This window comes from Leptolyngbya sp. BL0902, from assembly GCF_016403105.1.
Classification (GTDB): Bacteria; Cyanobacteriota; Cyanobacteriia; order Phormidesmidales; family Phormidesmidaceae; genus Nodosilinea.
On the sequence record NZ_CP046155.1, the window covers coordinates 3127589 to 3149679 of the forward strand.

Sequence of the window (22091 nt, forward strand, 5' to 3'; positions counted from 1 at the left end):
AGACATTCCTCTGAGGGCGCTTTGAAGGTTTGAGGTATTCGACGTGTCAAGCAAATTAGGACGACGTGCATTTTTAGGGGCCGGAGCCGCCGCTACCGCCATCGCAGTGGGAGGCTTAAAATCACAATCTGCCCAGGCTCAGTTTCCGTGGTTCCGCAATCGAGGTCAGGTTGTTAATCTCTACTCGTCGCGCCACTACGACACCGACGAACAGCTCTACGACGGCTTTCGACAGGCCACTGGAATCCGAGTCAACGTGGTGGAAGCTGAGGCTGATCAGCTCATTGAGCGCATTAGAAGCGAAGGCCAAAATAGCCCTGCCGACCTCTTGATGACTGTCGATGCAGGTCGTCTATGGCGGGCAGAACAGGAAGGTCTATTCCAGGCGGTCAACTCCTCGGTGCTGACGGGGGCCATTCCTGACCACCTGCGCCACCCCGATGGGCAATGGTTTGGCCTGACCCAACGGGCTAGAGTGCTGATGTACCACAAAGATCGGGTTAACCCCTCAGAACTGTCTTCCTACGAAGATCTCGTTGATCCCAAGTGGCGGGGACGCATCCTCACCCGGAGTTCCACCAACATTTACAGCCAGTCTTTGGTCGGGTCTCTGATTGCCGCCCATGGCTCCGAGGAAACCGAAACTTGGGCGCGGGGCTTGGTGGCCAACCTAGCCCGCGATCCCCAGGGGGGCGACACCGACCAAATCAGAGCCGTGGCGGCTGGTTTGGGGGATGTGGCTATCTCCAACACCTACTACCTGGCTCGGCTGATTAAGTCGGATAACGCCGCAGATCGGGCCGTGGCCGAAGCGATTGGCGTGTTCTTCCCCAACCAAAATGACCGGGGCACCCACGTCAATATCAGTGGAGCTGGAGTGCTACGCAGCGCCCCCAACGCCGCCGCCGCCATTCAGTTTCTAGAGTACTTGGTGAGCCCAGAGGCTCAGCGCATCTTCGCTGAAAGCAACAACGAGTACCCCGTGGTAGAAGGCGTCGCCATCGACTCCGTAGTGGCCAGCTTTGGCGAGTTCAGGGCCGATCCCCTCAATGCCGCCGTCTTTGGCCGCAATAATCCCGAAGCTCTTCGCATTACCGACCGCGCTGGCTGGAAGTAATTCCACGCCCGCCACAGACGGCCCGCTCCCCACCCGTCAAACCGTAGGGGCGAGGAAACCTCGCCCTGCCAGATGTCTACCTGTGGGCAGCATCAGGGTTGCGTCCTGTCTTAAATCAGCGAAGATGGGAAGCGACGCATCTTGTATTAACCCCATGGCCGAGGCTCTGAAACTAGCGGTAAACGGCACCCTCATGCGGGGGCTAGAACTCAACCCCAACCTGATCCAGGCTGGGGCTGAGTTTTTGTATGAAGCTACAACCACGCCCAACTATCGCCTATGGTCGATTCAAGATCGGCATCCGGCCATGGTGCGCGTGGCTGAAGACGGTGTAGCCGTAGCCCTAGAGGTCTGGCAAATGTCCGCTGGGGGGTTGGTGCAGGTGCTCTTGCAAGAACCGCCCGGATTGTCTATCGGCAAAGTTACCCTCAGCACAGGGGAAACGGTGTTGGGGGTGCTGGGGGAACCGATCCTCTGCGAAGGCCAGCGGGAAATTTCCGAATTCGGCGGCTGGCGGGCCTATAGGGCGCAGTCTGCCCACCCATAATAGGGGGCTCTCCGGCAGAGTATCCTGCCAGCGGCGGAAATGTTAGGGCCACCGTCAGATTGTGAGGGGGGATACGGCCAGGTCACAGTGCCTCTGCTAGGGTAGGGTAAATCCGTAAATTCCACATTTCACATTTCACTTTATTACGTTCCCTCCCAGAGATAGAAAAAACAAAAAAGAGGGCACTATAACAATGGTTGACCTTATCACTCCAGGAAATGCAGGTCATGGAAATTCCCCAAGCTATCATTGACGATCTGATTTTGACCCTCCACCAGTCCCAGCGATCTACGGTATTGATCGGCGGCACCAGCGGTCAAGCAGCCAATGACGTCAACCTCCACAATCAGAGCCGTCGCCATCGTCAGCAGCAACAGGCCATTGCCTCGGTCATTGGCACCGTGATGGAGTTTGCCAGCGACGATGTCAAAGCCCGGTTGGCCTCCAGCTACCAGCAATCGCCCAGCTTGCCCAAACCCCAATAGGCCCAATCAATCCGTTTTTTGCTCGACCCCAAACCCCACCAGCACCAGGGTATCGAGGGGTTGTCCAGGCTCAGGATGCTGATAGTTGAGAATGCGACGAATCCGCATCTTGGGATTAACCAACACAATGGAATCCACGGAAACTACGCGGGTGTAGGGCGTAGTCATCAAGAGTTCGCGGTTGCTGGGGTCGTAGCGAAAGCTCGACACAATGGGACGGGCTTCCTCGTAGGCTCGATCTCGCAGGTAGTCTCCGGTGATGATGCCATGGGTCTGTTGTTTGGGCACAAACAGCGCCCGCAGCTCCTGGGAAACCTTTTCGCCCTTATCAGAAACCGTGTGAAAGACCAGGTTGAACCCCGGTAGGCCATCGAGGTTGTCTGGAACGGCGTAGGCGTTGTCGGCCAAGACTTGGCGCTTTAGATCAGGGGAGATGGCCTCTACCTGAAAATCGGTGTGGGAACGCTCAACCTCCTGGTGGGTGAGGTAGTGGTAGGTGCGCTCAATCGACCAATGGCCAATGCAGCACTCAAAAAAATAGTGAATGTCCGAAAGATTCATTGCCATTGGCGACCTAAAAACCTCAGTATTCAGCCTCCCTTATCGTAACCCTAGCGCGAAACAGCCACGATTCAGCCATCGGTGCATAGCGCCTAGATCCGGGTTGACCAGGAAAACTGGCTAGATCCCATAGCGGTCGAAGGGGCCAGAGACCTAACCCCTAGGTGAATCCAATGCTGTAGAGGCGCAGTTTTCGCGCCCGCCACAGAATCCTGGGTTAGTCAGGCAGGTCTAGTCCCCATTGTTAGGAATTGCAGGTAGCCATGGCCATTGAGTAAAAATGCTTACAGATTATCCTAGCCAGGGGCGTACAATCAGCCCCAACACTGGGTGTACCGGATCGCGCTCCACCTTGCCGACCCGCATCACCATGGCTATAGTGAAGAGAGAAAAATATTAAGAAACGTAAATTAAAGTCTCATTTTTTGTCGATTGCTTGACCTCAGCTTTTCCTAGCCCTGCTCCCATTGTGGATGTTGCCCTATGCCCTTCTCCGCTGAAACTGCCCGCATTCTTGCTGAGCCCCTCGTCACAGCATTCTTTCAGGAAACGGCGGGGGAGTGGCGGTCAGAGCGCCGTTACTACACCCTCAGCAGCGGCGAAACCCAGGAGGTAATCAGCCAAATCACCATTGATTTTTTGGAGCCGGGGCATCCCCAACTGCTGCACCTCGCCGATCTGCACCAGATCGGCCCCAACACGCCGCTCATTTGTGGCACCGCCGTATCCTGGGAAAGTAACTATGTGGGCACAGGCAAAAAGCCTGTCAAGGGCAGCACCCTGTTTGGTGTGCGCGGCACCACACTGTATCGAGATCGGGGCTTTGCCACTAGCAAACCCGTCACCGCCCAATACACCTTCCGCGATAACCGCACCCTGCAACTCAAAACCCAGTACAACGGATCCTCCTTTGAAGAAGAAATTCGGCTGATTGGCCAACGCTACCGCACTCGGCAAACGGTGATCTCCCGCGCCGGAGAAGAACTGATGATTGGCCAATACCTCGAAACCCGCTGTTAGGGATTCTGCACTAATTCTGCTACCCACGGGAGGAGGGAGGAACTGTAGCGCGGCGGGAACGTTGGGTGAGCAATCCGTGGCGGGGGCTGAGGAAAAATGCTAGGACAAAGAACCCAGAGGCCACCAGCACAATGGCGGGGCCAGAGGGTAGGTTGAAATAGTAGCTGAGGTACATGCCGCTAAGGCTGGAAATGACGCCAATGCCTGCCCCCAGCGCCATGACCTGATGCATCCGGGGCACCAGCAGGTAGGCCGTTGCGCCAGGGGTAATCAACAGCGCTAGGACGAGGATTACCCCCACCACTTTCATGCTGGCCACCACGGTGAGGGCAATCAGCACCATGAGGCCAAGGTTGAGCCGCCCCACGGGCAAGCCACTGGCCTGGGCACCGAGGGGGTCGAAGCTATAGAACAGTAATTCTTTATAGAACAAAGCCACCGCCAACAGCACTAAGGCGGCAATGATGGCGGTATCTCGCACATCGCCGGGGGTAACGCCGAGAATGTTGCCAAAGAGAAAGTGATTCAGGTCGATTTTGTTGTCTTTTTGAATCGTCGTAATTAACGTAATGCCGAGGGCAAAAAAGGCCGAAAAGACAATGCCCATGGCGGCATCTTCTTTGATGGGCGACCGTCGATGAATCCAGGCGATCAGCACCGTGCTAATCACCCCGGCGATGAACGCCCCCGCAAAGATATTCACCCCCAGCCAAAAGGCCAAGGCCAGACCGGGCAACACCGAATGGCTAATGGCATCCCCCAGCAGGGCGAGGCGCTGCACCATTAGGTAGCTGCCCACCACCGAGCAAATGATGCCCACCATCACCGCCACCGCGAGGGATCGCTGCATGAAGGCGAATTGCAGCGGCTCGTAGAACCAATTCAGCAGGGCCAAACTGGGCCACAACGTAGGGGATAACACCGAGCTAGGCGGCATGGCCAAAGAAACCAATGTGGCCCCCGTAGGCGCGGGTCATGTTGTCACGGGTGAGCACCCACTCGCGGGGGCCAGCGGCAATGAGTTCTTTATTTAAGAGAATAATCTGATCAAAATTGGTGATGGATTCGCCCAAATCGTGGTTTACCACCAGGACGGTTTTTCCGGCATTGGCCAGCTCATGGAAAATCTGAAAAATCACCGCCTCAGTTTTTTGATCCACCCCCACAAAGGGTTCATCAAAACAGAAGATTTCCGCTTCCTGGGCCAGGGCACGGGCCAAAAATACCCGCTGCTGCTGTCCACCCGAGAGGGCACCGATGGGGCGATCTTGAAAGTCCAGCATCCCCACCCGATCCAGAGCATCCCTTGCGATTTGGCGACTGGTGGCCGAAAACCGATGCAGCCAGCCCGTTTTTTTCACGCGGCCCATCATCACCACATCCCACACCGTGGCCGGAAACGTCCAGTCAATCTGGGAGCGCTGGGGCACGTAGGCCACCCGATCCAGTTGGTGCGCCAGAAGATCATCGCCGTAGGTCACGCGCCCCGTCACCGTCGGAATCAGCCCCAGCATCGCCTTCATCAGCGTGCTTTTGCCTGCACCGTTGGGGCCAAAGACACCCACCAGCCGACCGGGCCGCACCGTGAGGTTAATGTTCCGCAACGCCTGGGTATCGCGGTAGTTCACCGTGAGGTGATCCACGGTGATTTTGGGGGCGTTTTGGGCGTCGCCGTTGGGGATGCGAGGGGAACGGGGTGCCATAAAAATCTCCAAAGATCGCCGAGTCTGGATGGCCCTCTCCCCCAGCCCCTCTCCTTCCTGGGAGAGGGGAGCTAGAAGCTTTTAAAGTTCCTTTTCCTTAGGGAGAGGGATTTAGGGTGAGGGGACAGAAAGGGAAGCTTTCAAAAATGAAACGATTATGAAAGATAGTGTACCGTAAAAATGAAAGGATTATGAAATGTAGCCCATGCAACGAATTGTTAACCTCTCCCAATCTCCACGCTATCGATCCCTGGCCCTGTTGTTATCGGTCGTTGGGGCAGGATTGATGGGCTGCGACTCCGCCGAGCGAGGGAATGTCGCCGCTGGGGATGACTCCGGCAGACCTGCTGTAGTCGCGACGAGTACGATCATTGCCGACTGGGCTGATCAGATTGGCGGCGACCAGATTGAACTGACCAGCATCCTCCAGCCCGGTGCCGATCCCCATGTGTATGAGCCTGTGCCCGCCGACAGCATTGCCTTTGAGCGGGCCGATTTGATTCTCTACAACGGCTACAACCTAGAGCCGGGTCTGATTCGGCTGCTGAATGCGGCGGGGGCCAATGCCCAACGACTGGCCGTGGGCGAAGTGGTGCCGCCCCTGGATTTGGAAGACAACGGCAGTACCGTCCCCGACCCCCACGTGTGGGGCGATGTTAGCAACGCCGTGCCCATGGTGGAGGCGATTCGGGATGCGCTGATCGAGTTACATCCCGACCAGGCGGAAACCTTCCGGGCGAATGCCGCCGCCTATATCGAAGAACTGAACCAACTGCACGACTGGATTGGAACCCAAACTGCCACCATTCCCTCGGCCCAACGCCAGCTCGTCACCACCCACGACGCCTTTCAGTACTACGCCAACGCCTACGGCCTGACCGTAGCTGGAACCCTGATCGGCCTCAGCACCGAGGAGCAGCCCAGCGCCCAAACGGTGCAGCAGTTGGTGACGGTGATTCGCAACCTGGGCGTACCCGCCATCTTTGCCGAAACCACCATCAACCCCCAATTAATCCGCACCGTAGCCCAGGAGGCCGGAGTCACCCTAGCCGATCAAGAACTCTACGCCGACTCCATCGGTGAACCGGGCAGCGAGGGCGACAGCTATCTACGCATGATGGCCGCCAATACCCGGGCCATTGTCACCAACCTAGGCGGCACGGTGACGGAACCGTAGCCCTGCATCAGTCCCCATGGCCCCTGTCTCTACTGCGAGATAGAGATGTTTTTAGGAAACGTAAACTAAAGTGAAGACAGTCTCGCCGCCGTCGCCTAGTTTAGCCATCTCCCCTGCGGTGGGAGAGGCCCACTGAAGCCAGGACGGCGGGGATTCGTGGTCAGACGCAGTTGGCTAGAGGATGATCGTCGGTATGGCTACAGATATCAAGGACAACGGGCATCCCAGGCGATGGCGAAATGAGTCCCATCGGCCCTGGCTCGGTAGTATTTTGTTAGTGGCCTTGGCCCTACTGGGTAGCGGCTGTCGGGGTTGGCAAGAACCTACGGCCCTGGCCCAACCCCAGCCATCAACCGAGGAGGCTGGCCCGATTGTGGTGGATGTAGCCACCGCCCAAGCCGCCGCCGCCGAAGCCCGCAGCTACACGGGTAGCACCCAGCCCGTTCGTCAGGTGTCTTTGCGTTCCCAGGCGGAGGGGAGTTTGCTCAACCTCAGCTACAACGTGGGCGACACGGTGGCCCAGGGGCAAGTGGTGGGCACCCTAGAACAAACCCTGCTGCAAACCGCCGTGGGCGAGGCCGAAGCGGAACTGGCGGCGCGGCAGTTTGAAGTTACCCGCGCCGAGGCGGAACTGGCAGACATTCGCACCCGCATCAACCAGGCCAACCTCGACCTTCAACAGGCCCGCAACGATGCCCAACGCCTGCGCACCCTCGCCAACGAGGGAGCCATCGCCGAACAAACCGCCGAACAGGCCGAAACCACCCTGGGCGGTGCCCAACAGGCGCTTACCTCCGCCCAGGAACAGGTGCGCACCCGTGAGCAATCCGTGGCGGCGGCAAGGCAGCGGGTGGTGGCCCAGCAGGCCATTGTGCAAGAAACCCGCCAGCGCCTGTCCTTTGCCAACCTCACCGCCCCCCTCAGCGGCGTGGTGCTAGAGCGGGTGGTGGAACCGGGGGATTTGGTGCGCCCCGGAGAAGCGGTGCTGACCTTGGGCGACCTCTCCGAGGTGGTGGTGGTGATTGAGGTGGCCGACCGCAACCTCAGCGATGTTCGCCTGGGCCAATCCGCCACCGTGACTATCGACGCCCTGCCGGGGGAAACCTTCCGAGGCCAAGTGACGCGCATTTCGCCCCTGGCCGACCGTACCTCTCGCCTAGTGCCCGTAGAAATTACCCTGCCTAACCCCGGTAGCCGCATCGGTAGCGGTCTGCTGGCCAGGGTGACGGGGCTAGGAACGACCACCAACGCTGTTTTGGTACCCGAAAGCGCCCTCTCCGTGGGCGAGGGGGGAGGCCAGGGTGGCCGACCCGGTGGTGGGCCAGGTAGCGCTCCATCGGGAGGGGGAAACAACGGTCAAGCCACTGGCCAAGGCGGTGCCCCAGGAAACCAAATCTTTGTCCTCCAGCCCCAGGGTGATGTCTTCGTTGCGGCCCCTCGTTCGGTGCAAATCGGTGAACGCAGCGACGGCCAAGTGACGGTTCTGGCTGGGCTTTCTCCCGGAGATCGTTATATTGTCCGTAGTGGCCAACCCATTACCCCAGGGGCCACCGTGCAGCCCAGTTTGCTATCGGATTAGGATGCTCCAAGCTAGGGCAGGCGTCCGGCCTGTCAGCCTTGAAGCCCTGCTTCTACCTGAGATTCTGGAATCCTATCGCGGGCCTTGCCCACCCTACCATTCACCCGACTCCTGACTCCCGACTTCTCACGACCCCATTCCCATGACTCAATCTCCCCTTTCTCCCCAACGCTTTAGCATCAGCGGCTTGGCGATTCGGCGGCACATTGGCACCCTGATGCTAGGTCTGACGGTGTTTGTGATGGGCTTTTTCATCACCAGCCAGTTGCCCGTGGATTTGCTGCCGTCAATTACCTATCCGCGCATTGGTCTGCGGGGAAGCGCTCCGGGGTTGTCGCCCGTGGTGGCGGTGGATGAGGTGACGCGCCCCCTAGAAGAAGCCCTAGCAACGACGGAAGGGGTGGTGCAGATTTATTCCCAAACCCGCGAAGGCCAGATCAGTATTGACCTGTTTTTTGAACCGGGCGGCGATATCGATCAAGCCCTCAACGACGCCACCGCAACCTTAAACCGCGCCCGTGGCACTTTGCCCGACAGTGTTGAAACACCGCGCCTGTTCAAGTTTGATCCCTCCCAGCTTCCGGTCTACGAAATGGCGCTGACCTCGGATCGGCTGAGTTCCCAGGAACTGCGGATCTTTGCCGAAGAGGAACTAGAGCGGGAACTGCAACAGGTGCCCGGAGTGGCCAACACCGATGTCTCCGGTGGCGTGGAGGAGCAGGTGCAGGTGAATGTGGATTTGCCTCGGCTGCAAGCGGTGGGTTTGGGCCTGAATGACGTGATTGCGGCCCTGCGGGAGCGCAACCAGGATGTCTCCGGCGGACGACTGCGGGGGGGCGAGGCGGAAACCCTGACCCGACTGGTGGGACGCTTTACCTCGGCGGCGGAACTGGAAACGTTGCCGATTACCGTTCCCGGCACCAACCCGCCCCGGCAGGTGTTTTTGCGGGATGTGGCCACCATTCAGGACGACACCGAGGAACAGCGGGTATTTGTCACCCTCAATGGCCAGCCAGCGGTGAAGGTGAGTGTGCAAAAGCAGCCCGCCGCCAACACCGTGGATGTGGTGGATGGGGTGAAGGCCAAGCTAGCGGAAATGCAGCAGGCAGGCCAAATGCCCGACGGCATGGACATGACCGCCACCCTAGACGAGTCGCGCTTTATCCGTAATTCCATCCAAAATGTGGCCGTCGCGGGGCTAACCGGGGCCACCCTGGCGGCGATTACAGTGCTGCTATTTTTGGGTTCCCTGCGCCAAACCTTGATTATTGTGCTGGCGATTCCCCTGGCGTCCCTAGCCGCTCTGATCATGATGGGGCTGTTTGGCCTGTCGCTGAATGTGTTTAGCCTGGGCGGCTTGGCTCTGGGGGTGGGTATTGTGGTAGATAACTCCATCGTCATGCTGGAGAACATTGCCCAGCGGGCCGAAATGATGGAGCGCTCCCCCCTGAAGGGCCGTTTTCGCCAGCAGGAAGCCCTGTTCCAAGCCGAGGCCAGTAGCCGCGAACTCGAATCCGCACTCCTAGCTTCGACAACGACAAACCTAGTGGCGGTGCTGCCCTTTCTGCTGATTGGCGGCTTCATTTCCCTGATTTTTAACGAACTGATTTTGACCGTCAGCTTCTCGGTGGCGGCGTCCTTGGCCGTGGCCCTCACCATCGTCCCGGCCCTATCCGCCCGGATGTTGATGGGACGCCCCACCCCGTCACTGCAAAATGTGGGGCCGTTTCGGTGGTTTAACCAGCAATTGGAGGGCGTTACCCTGGGCTACAGCCGCTTTTTGGGTCACGTTTTGCGCCATCGCCTTTGGGTGATTGCCTTGGCCCTGCTGGTGTTTGGCGGCAGCAGCCTGTGGATGGTGCAGCGCATTCCCCAGGAAATTTTGCCCAGCATCAACACAGGCCAAGCCCGTGTCTTCGTCCAATTTCCAGCGGGCACCACCGTGGAGGCCAATCGGCGGGTGATGCAGGCGGTGGATGAGGTGCTGCTGTCCCAGCCCGAAACGGCCTACGTCTTCACCACGGCGGGGGGCTTCCTGTTTGGCAGCAACACCAGCGCCAACCCCCTGCGCGGCAGCAGCACCATCAGCCTGCAACCGGGCAGCAACACCGCCGCCTATGTGGAGCGAGTCAACCGCGAACTGAGCCAACTGCCCCTGGTGGGCACCCTGATTCGGGTTAGCCAAGAAACCGTGCGCGGCCTGGTGCTCAGCAATTCCCCGGTGCGGGCCGATGTGGACTTGGGGCTTCAGGGTGACGATCCCCAAGCCCTGGCCCTGGCCGGACGGCAGTTGGTTGCGGCCCTCGGTGAGCAAGCCACCCTCGCCCGCTATCGCCCCGACGGTGAAGCGCCCCAGGATGAGCTCCAAATCTTGCCCGATTGGGGGCGGGCGACGGACTTGGGCCTTTCGGCCACGGATCTGGGGGCGACGATTCAAACGGCGCTGAATGGATCAGTACCCACCCAGCTTCAGCGGGGCAATCGCCTGGTGGATATCCAGGTGCAGCTCACCCCCGGCACTGTGCAGCAATCGGCCCAACTGCTGGATATTCCCCTGGTCTCCCGCACCGGACAGCGGGTGCAACTGGGCGACATTGCCACCGTAGCCCTCGCCCCCGCTCCGGGGGAAATTCAGCGCATCAACCGACGGCAGGTGTTTCTGGTGGCGGGTAGCCTCTCCGAAGGGGCCAGCCTCGGTGCCGCCCTGGCCGAAGCCGATGCCATCTTTGACCAGTTGGAACTGCCCCCCGGCGTCACCCGTCTGCCCAGTGCCGCCGCCGCCACCAACGATGGCCTTCAGCAGTCCCTCGCCGTCCTCGGTGCCCTGGCCACCTTCCTGGTGTTTGTGGTGATGGCGGTGCAGTACAACTCCCTGATCGACCCGCTGGTGATTATGCTGACGGTTCCCCTAGCCCTAGCGGGGGGGATTTTGGGCCTATTTGCGACCCAAACCGCCATTGGGGCAACCGTGGTGGTGGGTGCCGTGCTGCTGGTGGGCATCGTGGTCAACAACGCCATCATCATGGTGGAATTGGCCAACCAGATTTACAACGACACCGGATGCTCCCGCCAGCAGGCGATTCTGCAAGCGGCTCCCCGCCGTCTGCGCCCGATTTTGATGACCACCGTCACCACGGTACTGGGCCTGTTCCCCTTGGCCCTAGGCATCGGCGAAGGCTCAGAATTTCTGCAACCCCTGGGCGTGGTGGTGTTCTCCGGCCTCTCCCTGGCCACGGTGTTGACCCTGTTCATCATCCCCTGCTTCTACACCCTGCTCCACGGCGATCTAGGCCGGGGCCGAGGCCGGGGCGAAGTCCTAACCGTAGAAAAGCGCCTCGATCCCCCCGAACCCATCACCCCAGCGGAATTGCCCCTGCCCTAGACCTCCGGCATCGCTATTCCCCTAGTGGTCAACCTTCGTTGAGGCGAGAACATACGGTAGGTTGGACAATGTCCAACCTACTGTGCTTTATGGCGGTTTTGGCCTACATAGAGGGTGCATTTGTGGCTCTACCCAACCCTTGGCGATGCTCTGGCCGCCTTAATGGGTCGCAATACGCCCCTGGGAAATCGAGGAAATCTAATCAGGACTTGGTATCACACGGTGGATAACCCTATGGATGATGTGCTGACCTTTTGGTTCAAAGATCTTCAGCCCCAGCAATGGTGGGCAGCGGATCCCGCTTTCGATGCCCAGCTCAGGGAACGCTTTTGGGATCTCCTGCAACGGGCGGCGGCGGGAGAATTATGGCCTTGGCGGGCCACCGCTGCCGGACGCTTGGCGGAAATTATCGTCCTCGACCAGTTTTCTCGCAATATCTATCGCCAGACCCCCCAGGCTTTTGCCCAGGACGGCATGGCGCTGGTGCTAGCCCAGGAGGCCGTAGCCGCCGGAGCCCTGGCCGATCTGGCCGATCCAATGGAACGTGCCTTCTTACTCATGCCCTACATGCACAGCGAGTCGAAGCCCATCCACGCCCAGGCCGAACCCCTGTTTCAGGAGCATACCCCTGCCGACAACCTAGACTTTGAGCGCCGACATCGGGCCATTATTGACCGATTTGGCCGCTATCCCCACCGCAATGCCATCCTGGGACGGGCTTCTACCGAGGAGGAACTTGAGTTTCTCAAGCAGCCCGGATCTCGCTTTTAACCCCCGCTGGACGCCCTCCGTCCCCTTTCAACTGCCCCTAGGACTCCCCGCCCAGTCGAACTCTCCCTGCATCTCCCTCGCTGTTCCCGCCTTTCAGCCATGACTTCTACCTTTCCTCTGTCCCCCCCATCGTTCCAAACCCAGTACACCAACGACCAAATCCAGGGCATTGCCGTCGTCAGCCAACTGGCCGTGGCGGATCTGGAGCCCAGCCGAACCCATCGCTTTTACTTTCAGGGGGTGCAGATGGGCACCGGGCAGCATTGGTACGTCCCGGTGATGGTGGCAAAGGGGAATCGCCCTGGCCCCTGCGTGGGCTTGGTGGCGGGAGTCCATGGCGATGAGGTGAGTTCCTTTCGGGCCGTGCAGCGGATTATGGCGCAGTTAGACCCGTCAACCATGGCGGGTTCGGTCTTGGCGACCCTGGGGGTATCGCGTCCGGCGGTGGAATATACCCAGTCTTGGTGGCCCACGGCCCAAGGGGGCGGCACCTCCTACGACCCCAACCGCCTATGGCCTGGGGATGAACAGGGCGACACCGCCCCCAGCCGCCATGCGGGGTTGCTGTGGAATCGGCTGTTTCGGCCCAATGTGGATCTGGCGATGGACTATCACACCGTCACCACAGGCAGCGACTTCACCCTCTTTCTCTACGCCGATTTGCGCCAGCCAGCGGTGCGCCAGATGGCGGAACTGTTCCCGGTCGATCAGGTGATGGATGACCCAGGGATCGACGGTACCCTGGAGACCGCCTTTGTCACCGCCGGGATTCCAGCCATGACCGTGGAAATTGGCCCCCCTCGACGCTTTGATGCCGACAAAATTGACCGGGCGGTGGAGGGCAGCCTCAACGTCCTCAAGCACCACGGGGTAATCCCTGGCCCCCTGGGTCGCACCGCTGCCGATAGGGGCGCGGTTTTTGGTAATGCCATGGCATCTATTCGGGCCACCCAGGGCGGATTTTTGGAACTCCTGGTGGATCTCAACGCCCCAGTCACGCAAGAGCAGCGGGTAGCCCTTCAACTCAATGCCTTTGGGGATGTGGTGGCCGAGTATCATAGCCCCGTAGCGGGGGTTGTGGCCATTGTGGCACGGGATGCCCTCTGTGAACCCGGTTCGCGGGTGATGCAAATTTTGTATCGCCAGGATTAACCGGAGAACGACCGCAGGATCTCAGTTTCCTCGCTCTCCCAATCAAGACGGTGGCCCGAACAATCTACACCGGAAGGGCAGCAACCTGATACCCTACTGGCTATCCCTTTCTGTGATGTGCAACCCATGGCCGACCCCAACGACTTTAACGACTACCTCCCCGAACAAAAGCCGGAGGAGTACTCCATCGAAATCCCGGCGGATCAGTCACCGCTCAACCTAGATCAAGTGCCCTCTGGCCAAGATGTGATGGGCCGCATCGAGCAGCGGGGCATGGCCTACAGCCGTCTGTCCCGTGGGCTGGCCCCGTGGTGGATTCTGATTTCGGGCTGGGTAGTATTTGGCGGGTTGGCCCTGGGGTTGCTGAAGATGGCCCTGGCGGGCAATGTCCTGTCTTGGGTGCTGCTAGGAATCGTGGTTCTGCCCCTGATCATTCTGGCCCAGGGCACCCTGGCAAAGGTCTCTGCGCGTTCCTAGCAACAGCGTGGATCCAGTTTTTCATCAGCTCAGGAAACCGCTATAGTTAGCTTCAACTTCCTGGATAATCTGGACTATAAGGATATCGCCATGTCTGCAAATTTGCTGCCCCCAACAGAAATCAAAAAAGCCACAAACTGGGTGATTGGCCTGAGTATTGTGCTGGTGATTCTGGGAACGTTAGCTATTTTTTCACCTCTGTTCGCCTCTGCCTTTTTCGTCCTTATGCTGGGCTGGATCAGCCTGATTAGCGGCATCATCATGATTATCCAGTCATTTCAGGCCGATCCTGTGCGCGGACGCTGGCTCACACTGGTGGTAGGGCTATTCTACAGTTTGGCAGGGCTATTCATCATTTTTAATACTACAAAAAGCGTTGCTATCCTCACCCTCAGCTTTGGCATTTTGTTCATTGCTGAAGGTATCACGACCATTGGGATGGGATTTACCAATCGGGTAGGGCAGTCGATGTCCTGGCTGGTGGTGCTCAACGGAATTATCACCCTCATTTTGGGGATCTTAGTCATTAATGGCTGGCCCTCCACCGCCTTCTGGTTCATTGGCACCTATGTCGGTATCAGCATTTTATTTAGCGGGATGTCCCTACTGGCTGCGGCCCTCGCCGCCCGAAAAGCCATGGCAGACTCTCCGGCTAGCCCAGCGGTCAGCGATGCCGAGTAAGCCACTCATCCCCCTGTCCCTTCTACCCTAGCGACTGGAGACAGCTGCGTAGGTTTGGATCAAGGTTTCGGCCTGGTCAGCGGTGAGGGATCGAGCGACGAGAAAACCCTGGATGGCGTCGCAGTTCAGTTCCCGCAGGCGCTGGGCTTGGAATTTGGTTTCCACACCTTCAGCCACAACCGCCATACCGAGGGATTTGGCGATTTGAATAATGGCGGTGACGATACTGACGTCATCGTGGTCAATGTCGATATTTTCGACAAAGGACTGGTCAATTTTGAGGGTGTCGATGGGAAACCGCTTGAGGTAGCTGAGGGACGAGTAGCCCGTACCAAAGTCATCAATACTGATGCTGACGCCCATCCGTTGCAGGGTGGATAGGGTACTTAGCACCAATTCTCCGTGGCTGAGCAGCATACTTTCGGTGACTTCTAGGCCCAGGCTGGTGGCAGGCAGCCCGGTGCGCCCCAGCATAGCGGCAACATAGTCAGGAAATTCAGGCTGTTCAAATTGGGCGGCGGCAACGTTGACATTCACCCGCAGGGATTGGGTCGAAGATCGCCGTTGTTGCCAGGTGGCCATCTGCCGACAGGCGGTTTCAAAAATCCAATCACTGAGGGGCACCATCAGCCCAGTTTCTTCGGCCAGAGGGATGAAGTCGATGGGGGCAACGAGGCCCCGCTGGGGATGCTGCCAGCGCACCAGAGCCTCGAAGCCCACCAGGGTTTGGCTGGCCAAATGCACAATAGGCTGATAGTGCAGCACAAATTCCTGCCGTTCTAGGGCTTGGCGCAGGTGGGTTTCCATTTCAAAAAGCTGGATTGCGCTTTCGTGCATGGCAGGGTTGAAAATTTCGTAGTCTGAGGACGGCCCCCTGGCCTTGGCTCGATACATGGCATTGTCGGCGTCGCGCAGCAGGTCGTCGCCCCGCTGGTATTTGGGGCTGCCCAGGGCCACGCCCAGGCTGGCAGAGGTGAAAATAGTGTGCCCCATCACCGTAAAGGGGGCTTTCATGTCGGTTTGGATGCGCTCGACCACCTGGATCACCTCGGTGACGGTGGCAATGGATTCCAGCAAAATCACAAACTCGTCCCCGCCTAAACGGGCCACGGTGTCGGCACTGCGAATGTGGCGCAGCAATACCTGGGCAATCTGAATCAACAACTGATCCCCTACCAGGTGGCCCAGGCTGTCGTTGATCACCTTGAAGCGGTCGAGATCAATAAACAGCACCGCAAATTGCTGATCGGGGTAGCGCTTGGCCCGCTCCAGCGCCCAATCAAGCCGTTCGGTGAACAAGGTGCGGTTGGGGAGTCCGGTGAGGGCATCGTGGAGGGCTTGGTGGCGTAGTTCCTCTTCGGCTAGTTTACGGTCGCTGATGTCAATAAAGGTGACGACCACTTGGTTAATCTGTTGCTGTTCATCAAAGGTGGGGAAGGCGTTGATTAAGGCCCAGGTGCAGTCCTCGGGCTGTTCAGAATGACGAATGCCGACCAGTTGATTTTCCATGGGTCGCCCCGTCGCCAAGACTCGGTTGACCGGATACTGTTCCACCGGAATGAGGGTGCCGCTTTCGTCCATCAGGGGCCAGGTGGGTTCCAGTGCCCCTTGGCCCAAAATGTCTTCCACAGGGAATCCTAGGAGCTGCGACCCCATGCGATTGCACATGGTGATGGTGGTATCCGGCGCATGGACGATCACCCCCGCTTGCAGATGATCCACCAGCAGGCGATAGTTGGCTTCGCTGTGGCCCAACCGTTGCAGCGCCACCGCTAGCGATTGGGTCTGTTCCTGAAGGGCTTGGTTGGCCTGGGCCAGGGCTTCGGTGCGTTCCTCCACCCGCTGCTCTAGGTTGGCCAGGGTAGATCGTACCTGGGTAGCCATATGGTTAAAGGCATCGGCCACCGCTGCAAATTCGTCCTCCCCGGTCAGTTCCAGGGGCTGATCGAGATCTTGTCGGGCAATGCGTTCTGCCGCCGCCACCAGTTGATCGAGGGGCTGGATAATCCGCCGCCCCAGCAGCACACTGGCCCCCACCGCCAGGCCCAGGGCACTCAGGGCCGTTACCACCAGAGCCGCACTGCTTTGGTGAGCGGTGCGAGCCAGGGCTTGGCGGGCATAGTCTGATCGTTCCTGGGCCTGCTGGCCGATCTCGTCCAGAATTTGGTCAATGTCGCGGTTGATATTGCTCGATACAATGCGGCTCACCTGCACCTGTTGGTCTAGCAGCAGCAGCGATCTCATACTTGCCAGGTAGGTCTGGGCAAGGGCTCGGTTTTCCGCCGTCCACCCCGCCCCAAGGGGTTGGGCCAGGGCCCGATCAGCCTGGTCTAAGCTGCGCTGAAGATCGCTGAGGTAGGCCGGGTTGTGGGTACTCATGTAGGCTTGCTGCTGAGCCAACAGTTGCCACAACTGAACCTCTAGGGTTGGGTTTTCGGTCGCGGCTATCGCCTCGGCCAGCGACCGCAGCTTGGGGTAGAGGTTGTGGTGAACCCCATCGCCGCTCACCTGCTGGATGGTGCCTTGGAAGGCCATCTCATAGTTTTCAAAGAGCGCAGCTAAAAGCGCAAAGGAGGGGGCAAAATCGGCGTCTTTTGCGGTTAATTCCTTCAGATCGGTGAGGTTTTCCCTTGCCCGTGCTAGATACTGCTCGTTGGTTTCGATATAGTGCTGACTGCGCCGGGGATCCTCCCCCTGTCGCCAGCGATCAAAATATTCCCGTTCGGCCCGACGGGCCAGCAGAAAATTCCGTTGCAGCCGCAGGCTCAGTTCCCGCACTTGGTGAGCCTGGTTGAGGGTGGTTTGGCTGTGGTAGCGCAGCCGCTGCAAGCTGCTGTAGCCAATCACTGCACTCAGGCCGTGGAGAATCAAAATCACCCCAAACCCCAGCCGTAGCTGACCGCGAATGGTTTTGGGCATATATCGGCAGAGCCAAGCCATCTTCATCGCACCTCCGTTGCCTGGGCCAGGTATTGCAGGGCTGTAGCCTGGAGTTGATCGGCAGCGATGCGGGGATCTTCGCCGTCATAGATACGGTGAATGGCGTTAGTAATGGCCATCGCCACCCGGTTCCACTGGGGGTGCAAGACAACGGTGGGGCGCGATGTCCGCATCGCTGTTTGCACCGTCAGAGCGTAGTTCAGATCCATGGCTTCGGTGTAGACCGACGGCGTCAACCAACTGGAAAAGCGCGGTGCCCCCCCGGTGGCTACGGCAATTTTGGCCTCCATGGCGGCACTGGTTGCCCACTGGATAAATAACCAAGCCGCCGAGGGCTGGGGTGATGTTTTCGGGATTCCTAGCCCCCAAAGCCAGTGGCCCGTCAGGCTTTGGCCCTGCCCTAGGGGCAGCCCTGCATAGCCCACATCTCCAGCAATGGCAGAGGTGACAGGATCTTCAAAACTGGGGCCAAACAGGCTGGCGTCAATGTAAAAGGCGGCTTTTCCAGCGCGGAACAGGTCGGTGGCCTCGGCCCAGTCCATCTGTTTAATGGTGGGTGGCCCAGCCCGCATCAGGTTGGCATAGGTGGTCAACCCGGCCACAATACGCGGGTCGGTCATGCGGGGGCGGCTCCAGTCGCCGTCAAACCAGAGGTTAAAGGGCAGCGGCGTAGGATCATTGCCCCACTCATTCAGCACAACCCCCGTCACCGTATCAATAATCGTGTCGGCGGGCACACCCCGCAGCACCATGCCCACCGCCTCTCCGCTGGCATTGATTTGGCTGGCGGCTTGCACCAGTTCCACCATGGTTTGGGGCACTCGCCCATCCAAAAAGCGATTGACCAGTCGCTGGTTGTAAAACAGGATGTAGACCTCCACCGTGGCCGGGATCCCAAACAACGCAGCACCCTCATCACCGGGGGGAAACATCGCCGTCTGCCGAAAGCCCTCTGGAAAATCGTAGAGGTTGTAGTCGCGGGCGGTGAGGGTAGGGTCGTGGATGAAAGGGGTCAGGGGTTGGAGACAGTCCCTTTGCCAGAGGCGATAGGCGGTGGAGTCCATCGGCAAGAAGAACACATCAACATCCGATCCCTCGCGATGGAGAGCCGCTTCCATCTCGGTAAAATAGTCCGACTCTGGCACCACTTCAAGGTTCAGGGTCATCCCTGTTATCGCCTCAAACTCGCCCAAGTGGGGGCGCAGTCCGGTCGTCCAGGGATGATCATTCAACAAGAGATGCAGCGCCGTTCCCGCAAATTGCCGCCCCATCTCCCCATTGGGTTGCGTAGAGTCTTCCTCGGGCTCATCAACCACGGGAGGCAGAGCAGGCGGATGACAACTTGTCGCTAGGCTGGGCAGCAAACCCGACGCCAGCGCCAGCTTCAGCAGGTGCCGACGGGGAAAAGCCCCAAAACGATCCCAGGGATCTGGCATGGCAAGCGACCTTGTAACGATGATCCTAGGCTGTAGATCTCAAGACAGCAGGCTCGGCATGGGAGAGCCGCTCACAGGCACGAAGGCTACCGCCCAGCCCTGCCCCCAGCTCCAATTTTCCCACCGTCAGGGGCAATCGCTTCAGGATAGCGACCCTACTCCAAGGCTGTTCTCCCATTAGAACCCCTAGGAACTCGGAACATGCCCAGAGAAAGCCCCGCTGTGTCACAGATCGTTACATTTCTCGATTGTTCTTCATTGAAGAATACCGATCCCAACCATCGAAAATCACGATGGCTGCTCCCTTTGCCCCCACACCCCCACTCCGGTGGGCCATTCCCACGCCTATTCAGCACCTAGCCAAGGGGTTCCCGTGTCGAATAGTTAACATTTATTTACAAAAAGTGCCTATTCGAGAATCAATCGGCCCAAAAACTCGCTACTTAATTGAGTTTTGTTAATAGCCCCTATATCTGAGTTCAATTTTGTGATCAAAGGATTTTTGGAATGCCCACAAATCAAGGGTTTCCGCAGGTTGAATTATTGTTAACCTGTGCCAAGAACCGTCAATTTACGCGACTATAATGCTCAAGAGCAATCACCGTCCGAGGAGCGGTTATACCGACAGGCCCCAGGGCCGAGGGTATAGTGACCCCCAAGGCGATATGATGCTCGCTGTTTGCTTTTGTCTAGAGAGAGGAGAGTCTCCATGACAACTACCCCGCGCGAGCGGGAGGCGAAGGTCAAAGTCATCGTTGACAAGGATCCGGTGCCTACTTCCTTTGAGAAGTGGGGCAAGCCCGGACACTTTGATCGGACTTTGGCTAAAGGCCCCAAAACCACCACTTGGATTTGGAACCTCCACGCTGACGCTCACGATTTCGATAGTCATACCAGTGACCTAGAAGATATTTCGCGCAAGATCTTTAGTGCGCACTTCGGTCACCTAGCCGTCATCTTTATCTGGCTGAGCGGCATGTACTTCCATGGCGCTAAGTTTTCCAACTACGAAGCCTGGATGACCAACCCCACGGGCTTCAAGCCCAGCGCCCAGGTCGTTTGGCCCATCTTTGGCCAAGAGATCCTGAACGCCGATGTGGGCGGCGGTTTCCAGGGGATTCAAATTACCTCTGGTCTGTTCCAGCTCTGGCGGGCCTCCGGCTTTACCAACGGCTTCCAGCTTTACTGCACCGCCATTGGTGCCCTGGTGATGGCTGGCCTGATGCTGTTTGCGGGCTGGTTCCACTACCACAAGGCCGCTCCCAAGCTGGAATGGTTCCAAAACGTGGAATCCATGATGAACCACCACCTGGCGGGCCTGCTTGGTCTGGGCTGTCTGGGTTGGGCGGGGCACCAAATCCACGTCTCGCTGCCTGTAAACAAAATGCTGGATGCGGGCGTGGCTCCGCAGGATATTCCCCTGCCCCACGAGTTCATCCTGAATAAGAGCTTGATGGCGGATCTGTACCCCAGTTTTGCCGAGGGTCTGAAGCCCTTCTTCACCCTCAACTGGGGCGTCTACGCCGACTTCCTCACCTTCAAGGGTGGGATCAACCCCGTCACGGGCGGTCTGTGGCTGTCGGATACGGCTCACCACCACCTGGCGCTGGCGGTTCTCTTCATCGTTGCGGGCCACATGTACCGCACCAACTGGGGCATCGGCCACAGCATGAAGGAAATTCTGGAAGGCCACAAGGGTGATCCCCTGCTGTTTGGTGGCAAGGGCCACGATGGCCTGTACGAGAACCTGACCACCTCCTGGCACGCCCAGTTGGCGGTGAACCTGGCCATCCTCGGTTCCATCACCATCATCGTGGCGCAGCACATGTACGCCATGCCGCCCTATCCGTACATCGCGACGGATTACCCCACCCAACTGTCGCTGTTTACCCACCACATGTGGATTGGCGGCTTCCTGATTGTGGGGGCTGCGGCCCACGCCGCGATCTTCATGGTGCGCGACTATGATCCCGCCGTGAACATGGATAACGCCCTGGATCGGATGCTCCGCTCCCGCGATGCGATTATCTCCCACCTCAACTGGGTCTGTATTTTCCTCGGCTTCCACAGCTTTGGTCTGTACATCCACAACGACACCATGCGGGCTCTGGGCCGTCCCCAGGATATGTTCTCGGATTCCGCCATTCAGCTTCAGCCCATCTTTGCTCAGTGGGTGCAAAGCTTCCACGCCGCCGCCGCTGGCGGTACCGCGCCCAACGCCCTGGCTGGGGTTAGCCCCATCTTCGGTGGCGATGTGATTGCGGTGGCTGGCAAAGTGGCCATGATGCCCATGACCCTCGGCACCGCCGACTTCATGGTGCACCACATCCATGCCTTCACCATCCACGTGACGGCGCTGATTCTTCTCAAGGGCGTGCTGTACGCTCGCAGCTCTCGTCTGGTGCCCGACAAAGGCGAACTGGGTTTCCGGTTCCCCTGCGATGGCCCCGGTCGGGGTGGCACCTGTCAGGTTTCCGGTTGGGACCACGTGTTCCTGGGCCTGTTCTGGATGTACAACTCCCTGTCCATCGTAATTTTCCACTTTAGCTGGAAGATGCAGTCCGACATTTGGGGTACCGTTAGCCCCGATGGCACCGTGTCTCACATCACGGGTGGCAATTTTGCCCAAAGCGCCATCACCATCAACGGTTGGCTGCGCGACTTCCTGTGGGCTCAGGCTTCCCAGGTGATCGGTTCCTACGGTTCCGCCCTGTCCGCCTACGGCCTCATGTTCCTGGGTGCCCACTTCGTTTGGGCCTTCAGCCTCATGTTCCTGTTCAGTGGTCGCGGCTACTGGCAAGAACTGATCGAGTCCATTGTGTGGGCTCACAACAAACTCAAGGTGGCTCCCGCCATCCAGCCTCGCGCTCTGAGCATCACTCAGGGTCGGGCGGTGGGTGTGGCTCACTACCTCCTCGGAGGCATTGCCACCACCTGGGCCTTCTTCCTGGCTCGTATCATCGCGGTGGGCTAGGTTTCTCGTCATGGAATCTCCTGGGGGCGCGAAAGCTTCGGCCCAGCGCCCCTACCAGCCGCAACATGACTCAAATGTCGTACTAAATC

The 22091-nt window shown here is 58.8% G+C and carries 17 protein-coding genes; 12 read left to right on the forward strand and 5 right to left on the reverse strand.

What is annotated here, in order from left to right; translation table 11 throughout:
- The first annotated feature begins 43 nt into the window (after positions 1–43).
- The 3 genes from GFS31_RS13750 (at position 44) to GFS31_RS13760 (ending at position 2149) form a co-directional block, all read left to right on the forward strand.
- Positions 44–1117, forward strand: coding sequence for a Fe(3+) ABC transporter substrate-binding protein (locus GFS31_RS13750; protein WP_198805356.1), 1074 nt, complete (start codon positions 44–46; stop codon positions 1115–1117).
- A gap of 154 nt (positions 1118–1271) precedes the next feature.
- Positions 1272–1664, forward strand: coding sequence for a glutamyl-tRNA amidotransferase (locus GFS31_RS13755; RefSeq protein WP_198805357.1), 393 nt, complete (start codon positions 1272–1274; stop codon positions 1662–1664).
- 197 nt (positions 1665–1861) lie between these two features.
- Positions 1862–2149 (forward strand): hypothetical protein, encoded by a 288-nt coding sequence (locus GFS31_RS13760; protein WP_198805358.1) that lies wholly within the window; start codon positions 1862–1864, stop codon positions 2147–2149.
- 6 nt (positions 2150–2155) lie between these two features.
- Here GFS31_RS13760 and GFS31_RS13765 read toward each other — a convergent pair whose 3' ends face one another.
- A complete protein-coding gene (locus GFS31_RS13765) occupies positions 2156–2710 on the reverse strand; it encodes a phycobiliprotein lyase (protein WP_198805359.1) in 555 nt (184 codons plus the stop codon).
- Between the two features lie 483 nt (positions 2711–3193).
- Here GFS31_RS13765 and GFS31_RS13770 point away from each other — a divergent pair, with 483 nt between their 5' ends.
- Positions 3194–3730 (forward strand): phycobiliprotein lyase, encoded by a 537-nt coding sequence (locus tag GFS31_RS13770; protein ID WP_198805360.1) that lies wholly within the window; start codon positions 3194–3196, stop codon positions 3728–3730.
- A gap of 19 nt (positions 3731–3749) precedes the next feature.
- On the opposite strand, the gene GFS31_RS13775 is transcribed toward GFS31_RS13770, so the two are convergent.
- Positions 3750–4667: a metal ABC transporter permease gene (locus GFS31_RS13775; RefSeq protein ID WP_198805361.1), complete on the reverse strand. Its 918-nt coding sequence runs from the start codon at positions 4665–4667 to the stop codon at positions 3750–3752.
- On the reverse strand, positions 4657–5433 hold the full coding sequence (locus tag GFS31_RS13780) for a metal ABC transporter ATP-binding protein (RefSeq protein WP_198805362.1): 777 nt from the start codon (positions 5431–5433) through the stop codon (positions 4657–4659). The genes GFS31_RS13775 and GFS31_RS13780 overlap by 11 nt, the downstream gene beginning before the upstream one ends.
- 205 nt (positions 5434–5638) lie before the next feature.
- On the opposite strand from GFS31_RS13780, the gene GFS31_RS13785 reads away from it, so the two are divergent.
- The 7 genes from GFS31_RS13785 to GFS31_RS13815 all read left to right on the forward strand — a co-directional run bounded on the left by GFS31_RS13785 (position 5639) and on the right by GFS31_RS13815 (position 14652).
- Positions 5639–6610 (forward strand): metal ABC transporter solute-binding protein, Zn/Mn family, encoded by a 972-nt coding sequence (locus GFS31_RS13785; protein WP_225907422.1) that lies wholly within the window; start codon positions 5639–5641, stop codon positions 6608–6610.
- Between the two features lie 193 nt (positions 6611–6803).
- Positions 6804–8189: an efflux RND transporter periplasmic adaptor subunit gene (locus tag GFS31_RS13790; protein WP_198805363.1), complete on the forward strand. Its 1386-nt coding sequence runs from the start codon at positions 6804–6806 to the stop codon at positions 8187–8189.
- 142 nt (positions 8190–8331) lie between these two features.
- Positions 8332–11571, forward strand: coding sequence for an efflux RND transporter permease subunit (locus GFS31_RS13795; protein ID WP_198805364.1), 3240 nt, complete (start codon positions 8332–8334; stop codon positions 11569–11571).
- A 234-nt stretch (positions 11572–11805) separates the two neighbouring features.
- Entirely contained in the window at positions 11806–12342 is a 537-nt protein-coding gene (locus GFS31_RS13800; protein ID WP_198805365.1) for a DUF924 family protein, read from the forward strand.
- Between the two features lie 99 nt (positions 12343–12441).
- Positions 12442–13494, forward strand: a complete 1053-nt coding sequence (locus tag GFS31_RS13805; protein ID WP_198805366.1) for a succinylglutamate desuccinylase/aspartoacylase family protein — start codon at positions 12442–12444, stop codon at positions 13492–13494.
- A gap of 126 nt (positions 13495–13620) precedes the next feature.
- Positions 13621–13971: a hypothetical protein gene (locus GFS31_RS13810; protein WP_198805367.1), complete on the forward strand. Its 351-nt coding sequence runs from the start codon at positions 13621–13623 to the stop codon at positions 13969–13971.
- Positions 13972–14061: 90 nt separating this feature from the next.
- Positions 14062–14652 carry an HdeD family acid-resistance protein gene (locus GFS31_RS13815; protein WP_198805368.1) on the forward strand — a complete coding sequence of 197 codons (591 nt, stop codon included), beginning with the start codon at positions 14062–14064 and terminating at the stop codon, positions 14650–14652.
- A 27-nt stretch (positions 14653–14679) separates the two neighbouring features.
- Here the strand turns inward: GFS31_RS13815 and GFS31_RS13820 are convergent, their stop codons facing one another.
- Both GFS31_RS13820 and GFS31_RS13825 read right to left on the reverse strand, forming a co-directional pair.
- Entirely contained in the window at positions 14680–17592 is a 2913-nt protein-coding gene (locus tag GFS31_RS13820) for a GGDEF and EAL domain-containing protein (RefSeq protein WP_198805369.1), read from the reverse strand.
- 2 nt (positions 17593–17594) lie between these two features.
- On the reverse strand, positions 17595–19028 hold the full coding sequence (locus GFS31_RS13825; RefSeq protein WP_198805370.1) for an extracellular solute-binding protein: 1434 nt from the start codon (positions 19026–19028) through the stop codon (positions 17595–17597).
- A 709-nt stretch (positions 19029–19737) separates the two neighbouring features.
- Between GFS31_RS13825 and psaA the strand changes: the two genes are divergently transcribed.
- On the forward strand, positions 19738–22002 hold the full coding sequence (gene psaA / locus GFS31_RS13830; RefSeq protein ID WP_198805371.1) for a photosystem I core protein PsaA: 2265 nt from the start codon (positions 19738–19740) through the stop codon (positions 22000–22002).
- Positions 22003–22091: the final 89 nt, after the last annotated feature.

Bases quoted from the DNA above. Each gene is read 5' to 3' on its own strand.
- GFS31_RS13755 (WP_198805357.1), top strand. From the start codon at position 1,272: ATGGCCGAGGCTCTGAAACTAGCGGTAAACGGCACCCTCATGCGGGGG.
- GFS31_RS13765 (WP_198805359.1), bottom strand. From the start codon at position 2,710: ATGAATCTTTCGGACATTCACTATTTTTTTGAGTGCTGCATTGGCCAT.
- GFS31_RS13770 (WP_198805360.1), top strand. From the start codon at position 3,194: ATGCCCTTCTCCGCTGAAACTGCCCGCATTCTTGCTGAGCCCCTCGTC.
- GFS31_RS13775 (WP_198805361.1), bottom strand. From the start codon at position 4,667: ATGCCGCCTAGCTCGGTGTTATCCCCTACGTTGTGGCCCAGTTTGGCC.
- GFS31_RS13780 (WP_198805362.1), bottom strand. From the start codon at position 5,433: ATGGCACCCCGTTCCCCTCGCATCCCCAACGGCGACGCCCAAAACGCC.
- GFS31_RS13785 (WP_225907422.1), top strand. From the start codon at position 5,639: ATGCAACGAATTGTTAACCTCTCCCAATCTCCACGCTATCGATCCCTG.
- GFS31_RS13790 (WP_198805363.1), top strand. From the start codon at position 6,804: ATGGCTACAGATATCAAGGACAACGGGCATCCCAGGCGATGGCGAAAT.
- GFS31_RS13795 (WP_198805364.1), top strand. From the start codon at position 8,332: ATGACTCAATCTCCCCTTTCTCCCCAACGCTTTAGCATCAGCGGCTTG.
- GFS31_RS13800 (WP_198805365.1), top strand. From the start codon at position 11,806: ATGGATGATGTGCTGACCTTTTGGTTCAAAGATCTTCAGCCCCAGCAA.
- GFS31_RS13805 (WP_198805366.1), top strand. From the start codon at position 12,442: ATGACTTCTACCTTTCCTCTGTCCCCCCCATCGTTCCAAACCCAGTAC.
- GFS31_RS13810 (WP_198805367.1), top strand. From the start codon at position 13,621: ATGGCCGACCCCAACGACTTTAACGACTACCTCCCCGAACAAAAGCCG.
- GFS31_RS13815 (WP_198805368.1), top strand. From the start codon at position 14,062: ATGTCTGCAAATTTGCTGCCCCCAACAGAAATCAAAAAAGCCACAAAC.
- GFS31_RS13820 (WP_198805369.1), bottom strand. From the start codon at position 17,592: ATGGCTTGGCTCTGCCGATATATGCCCAAAACCATTCGCGGTCAGCTA.
- GFS31_RS13825 (WP_198805370.1), bottom strand. From the start codon at position 19,028: ATGCCAGATCCCTGGGATCGTTTTGGGGCTTTTCCCCGTCGGCACCTG.
- psaA (WP_198805371.1), top strand. From the start codon at position 19,738: ATGACAACTACCCCGCGCGAGCGGGAGGCGAAGGTCAAAGTCATCGTT.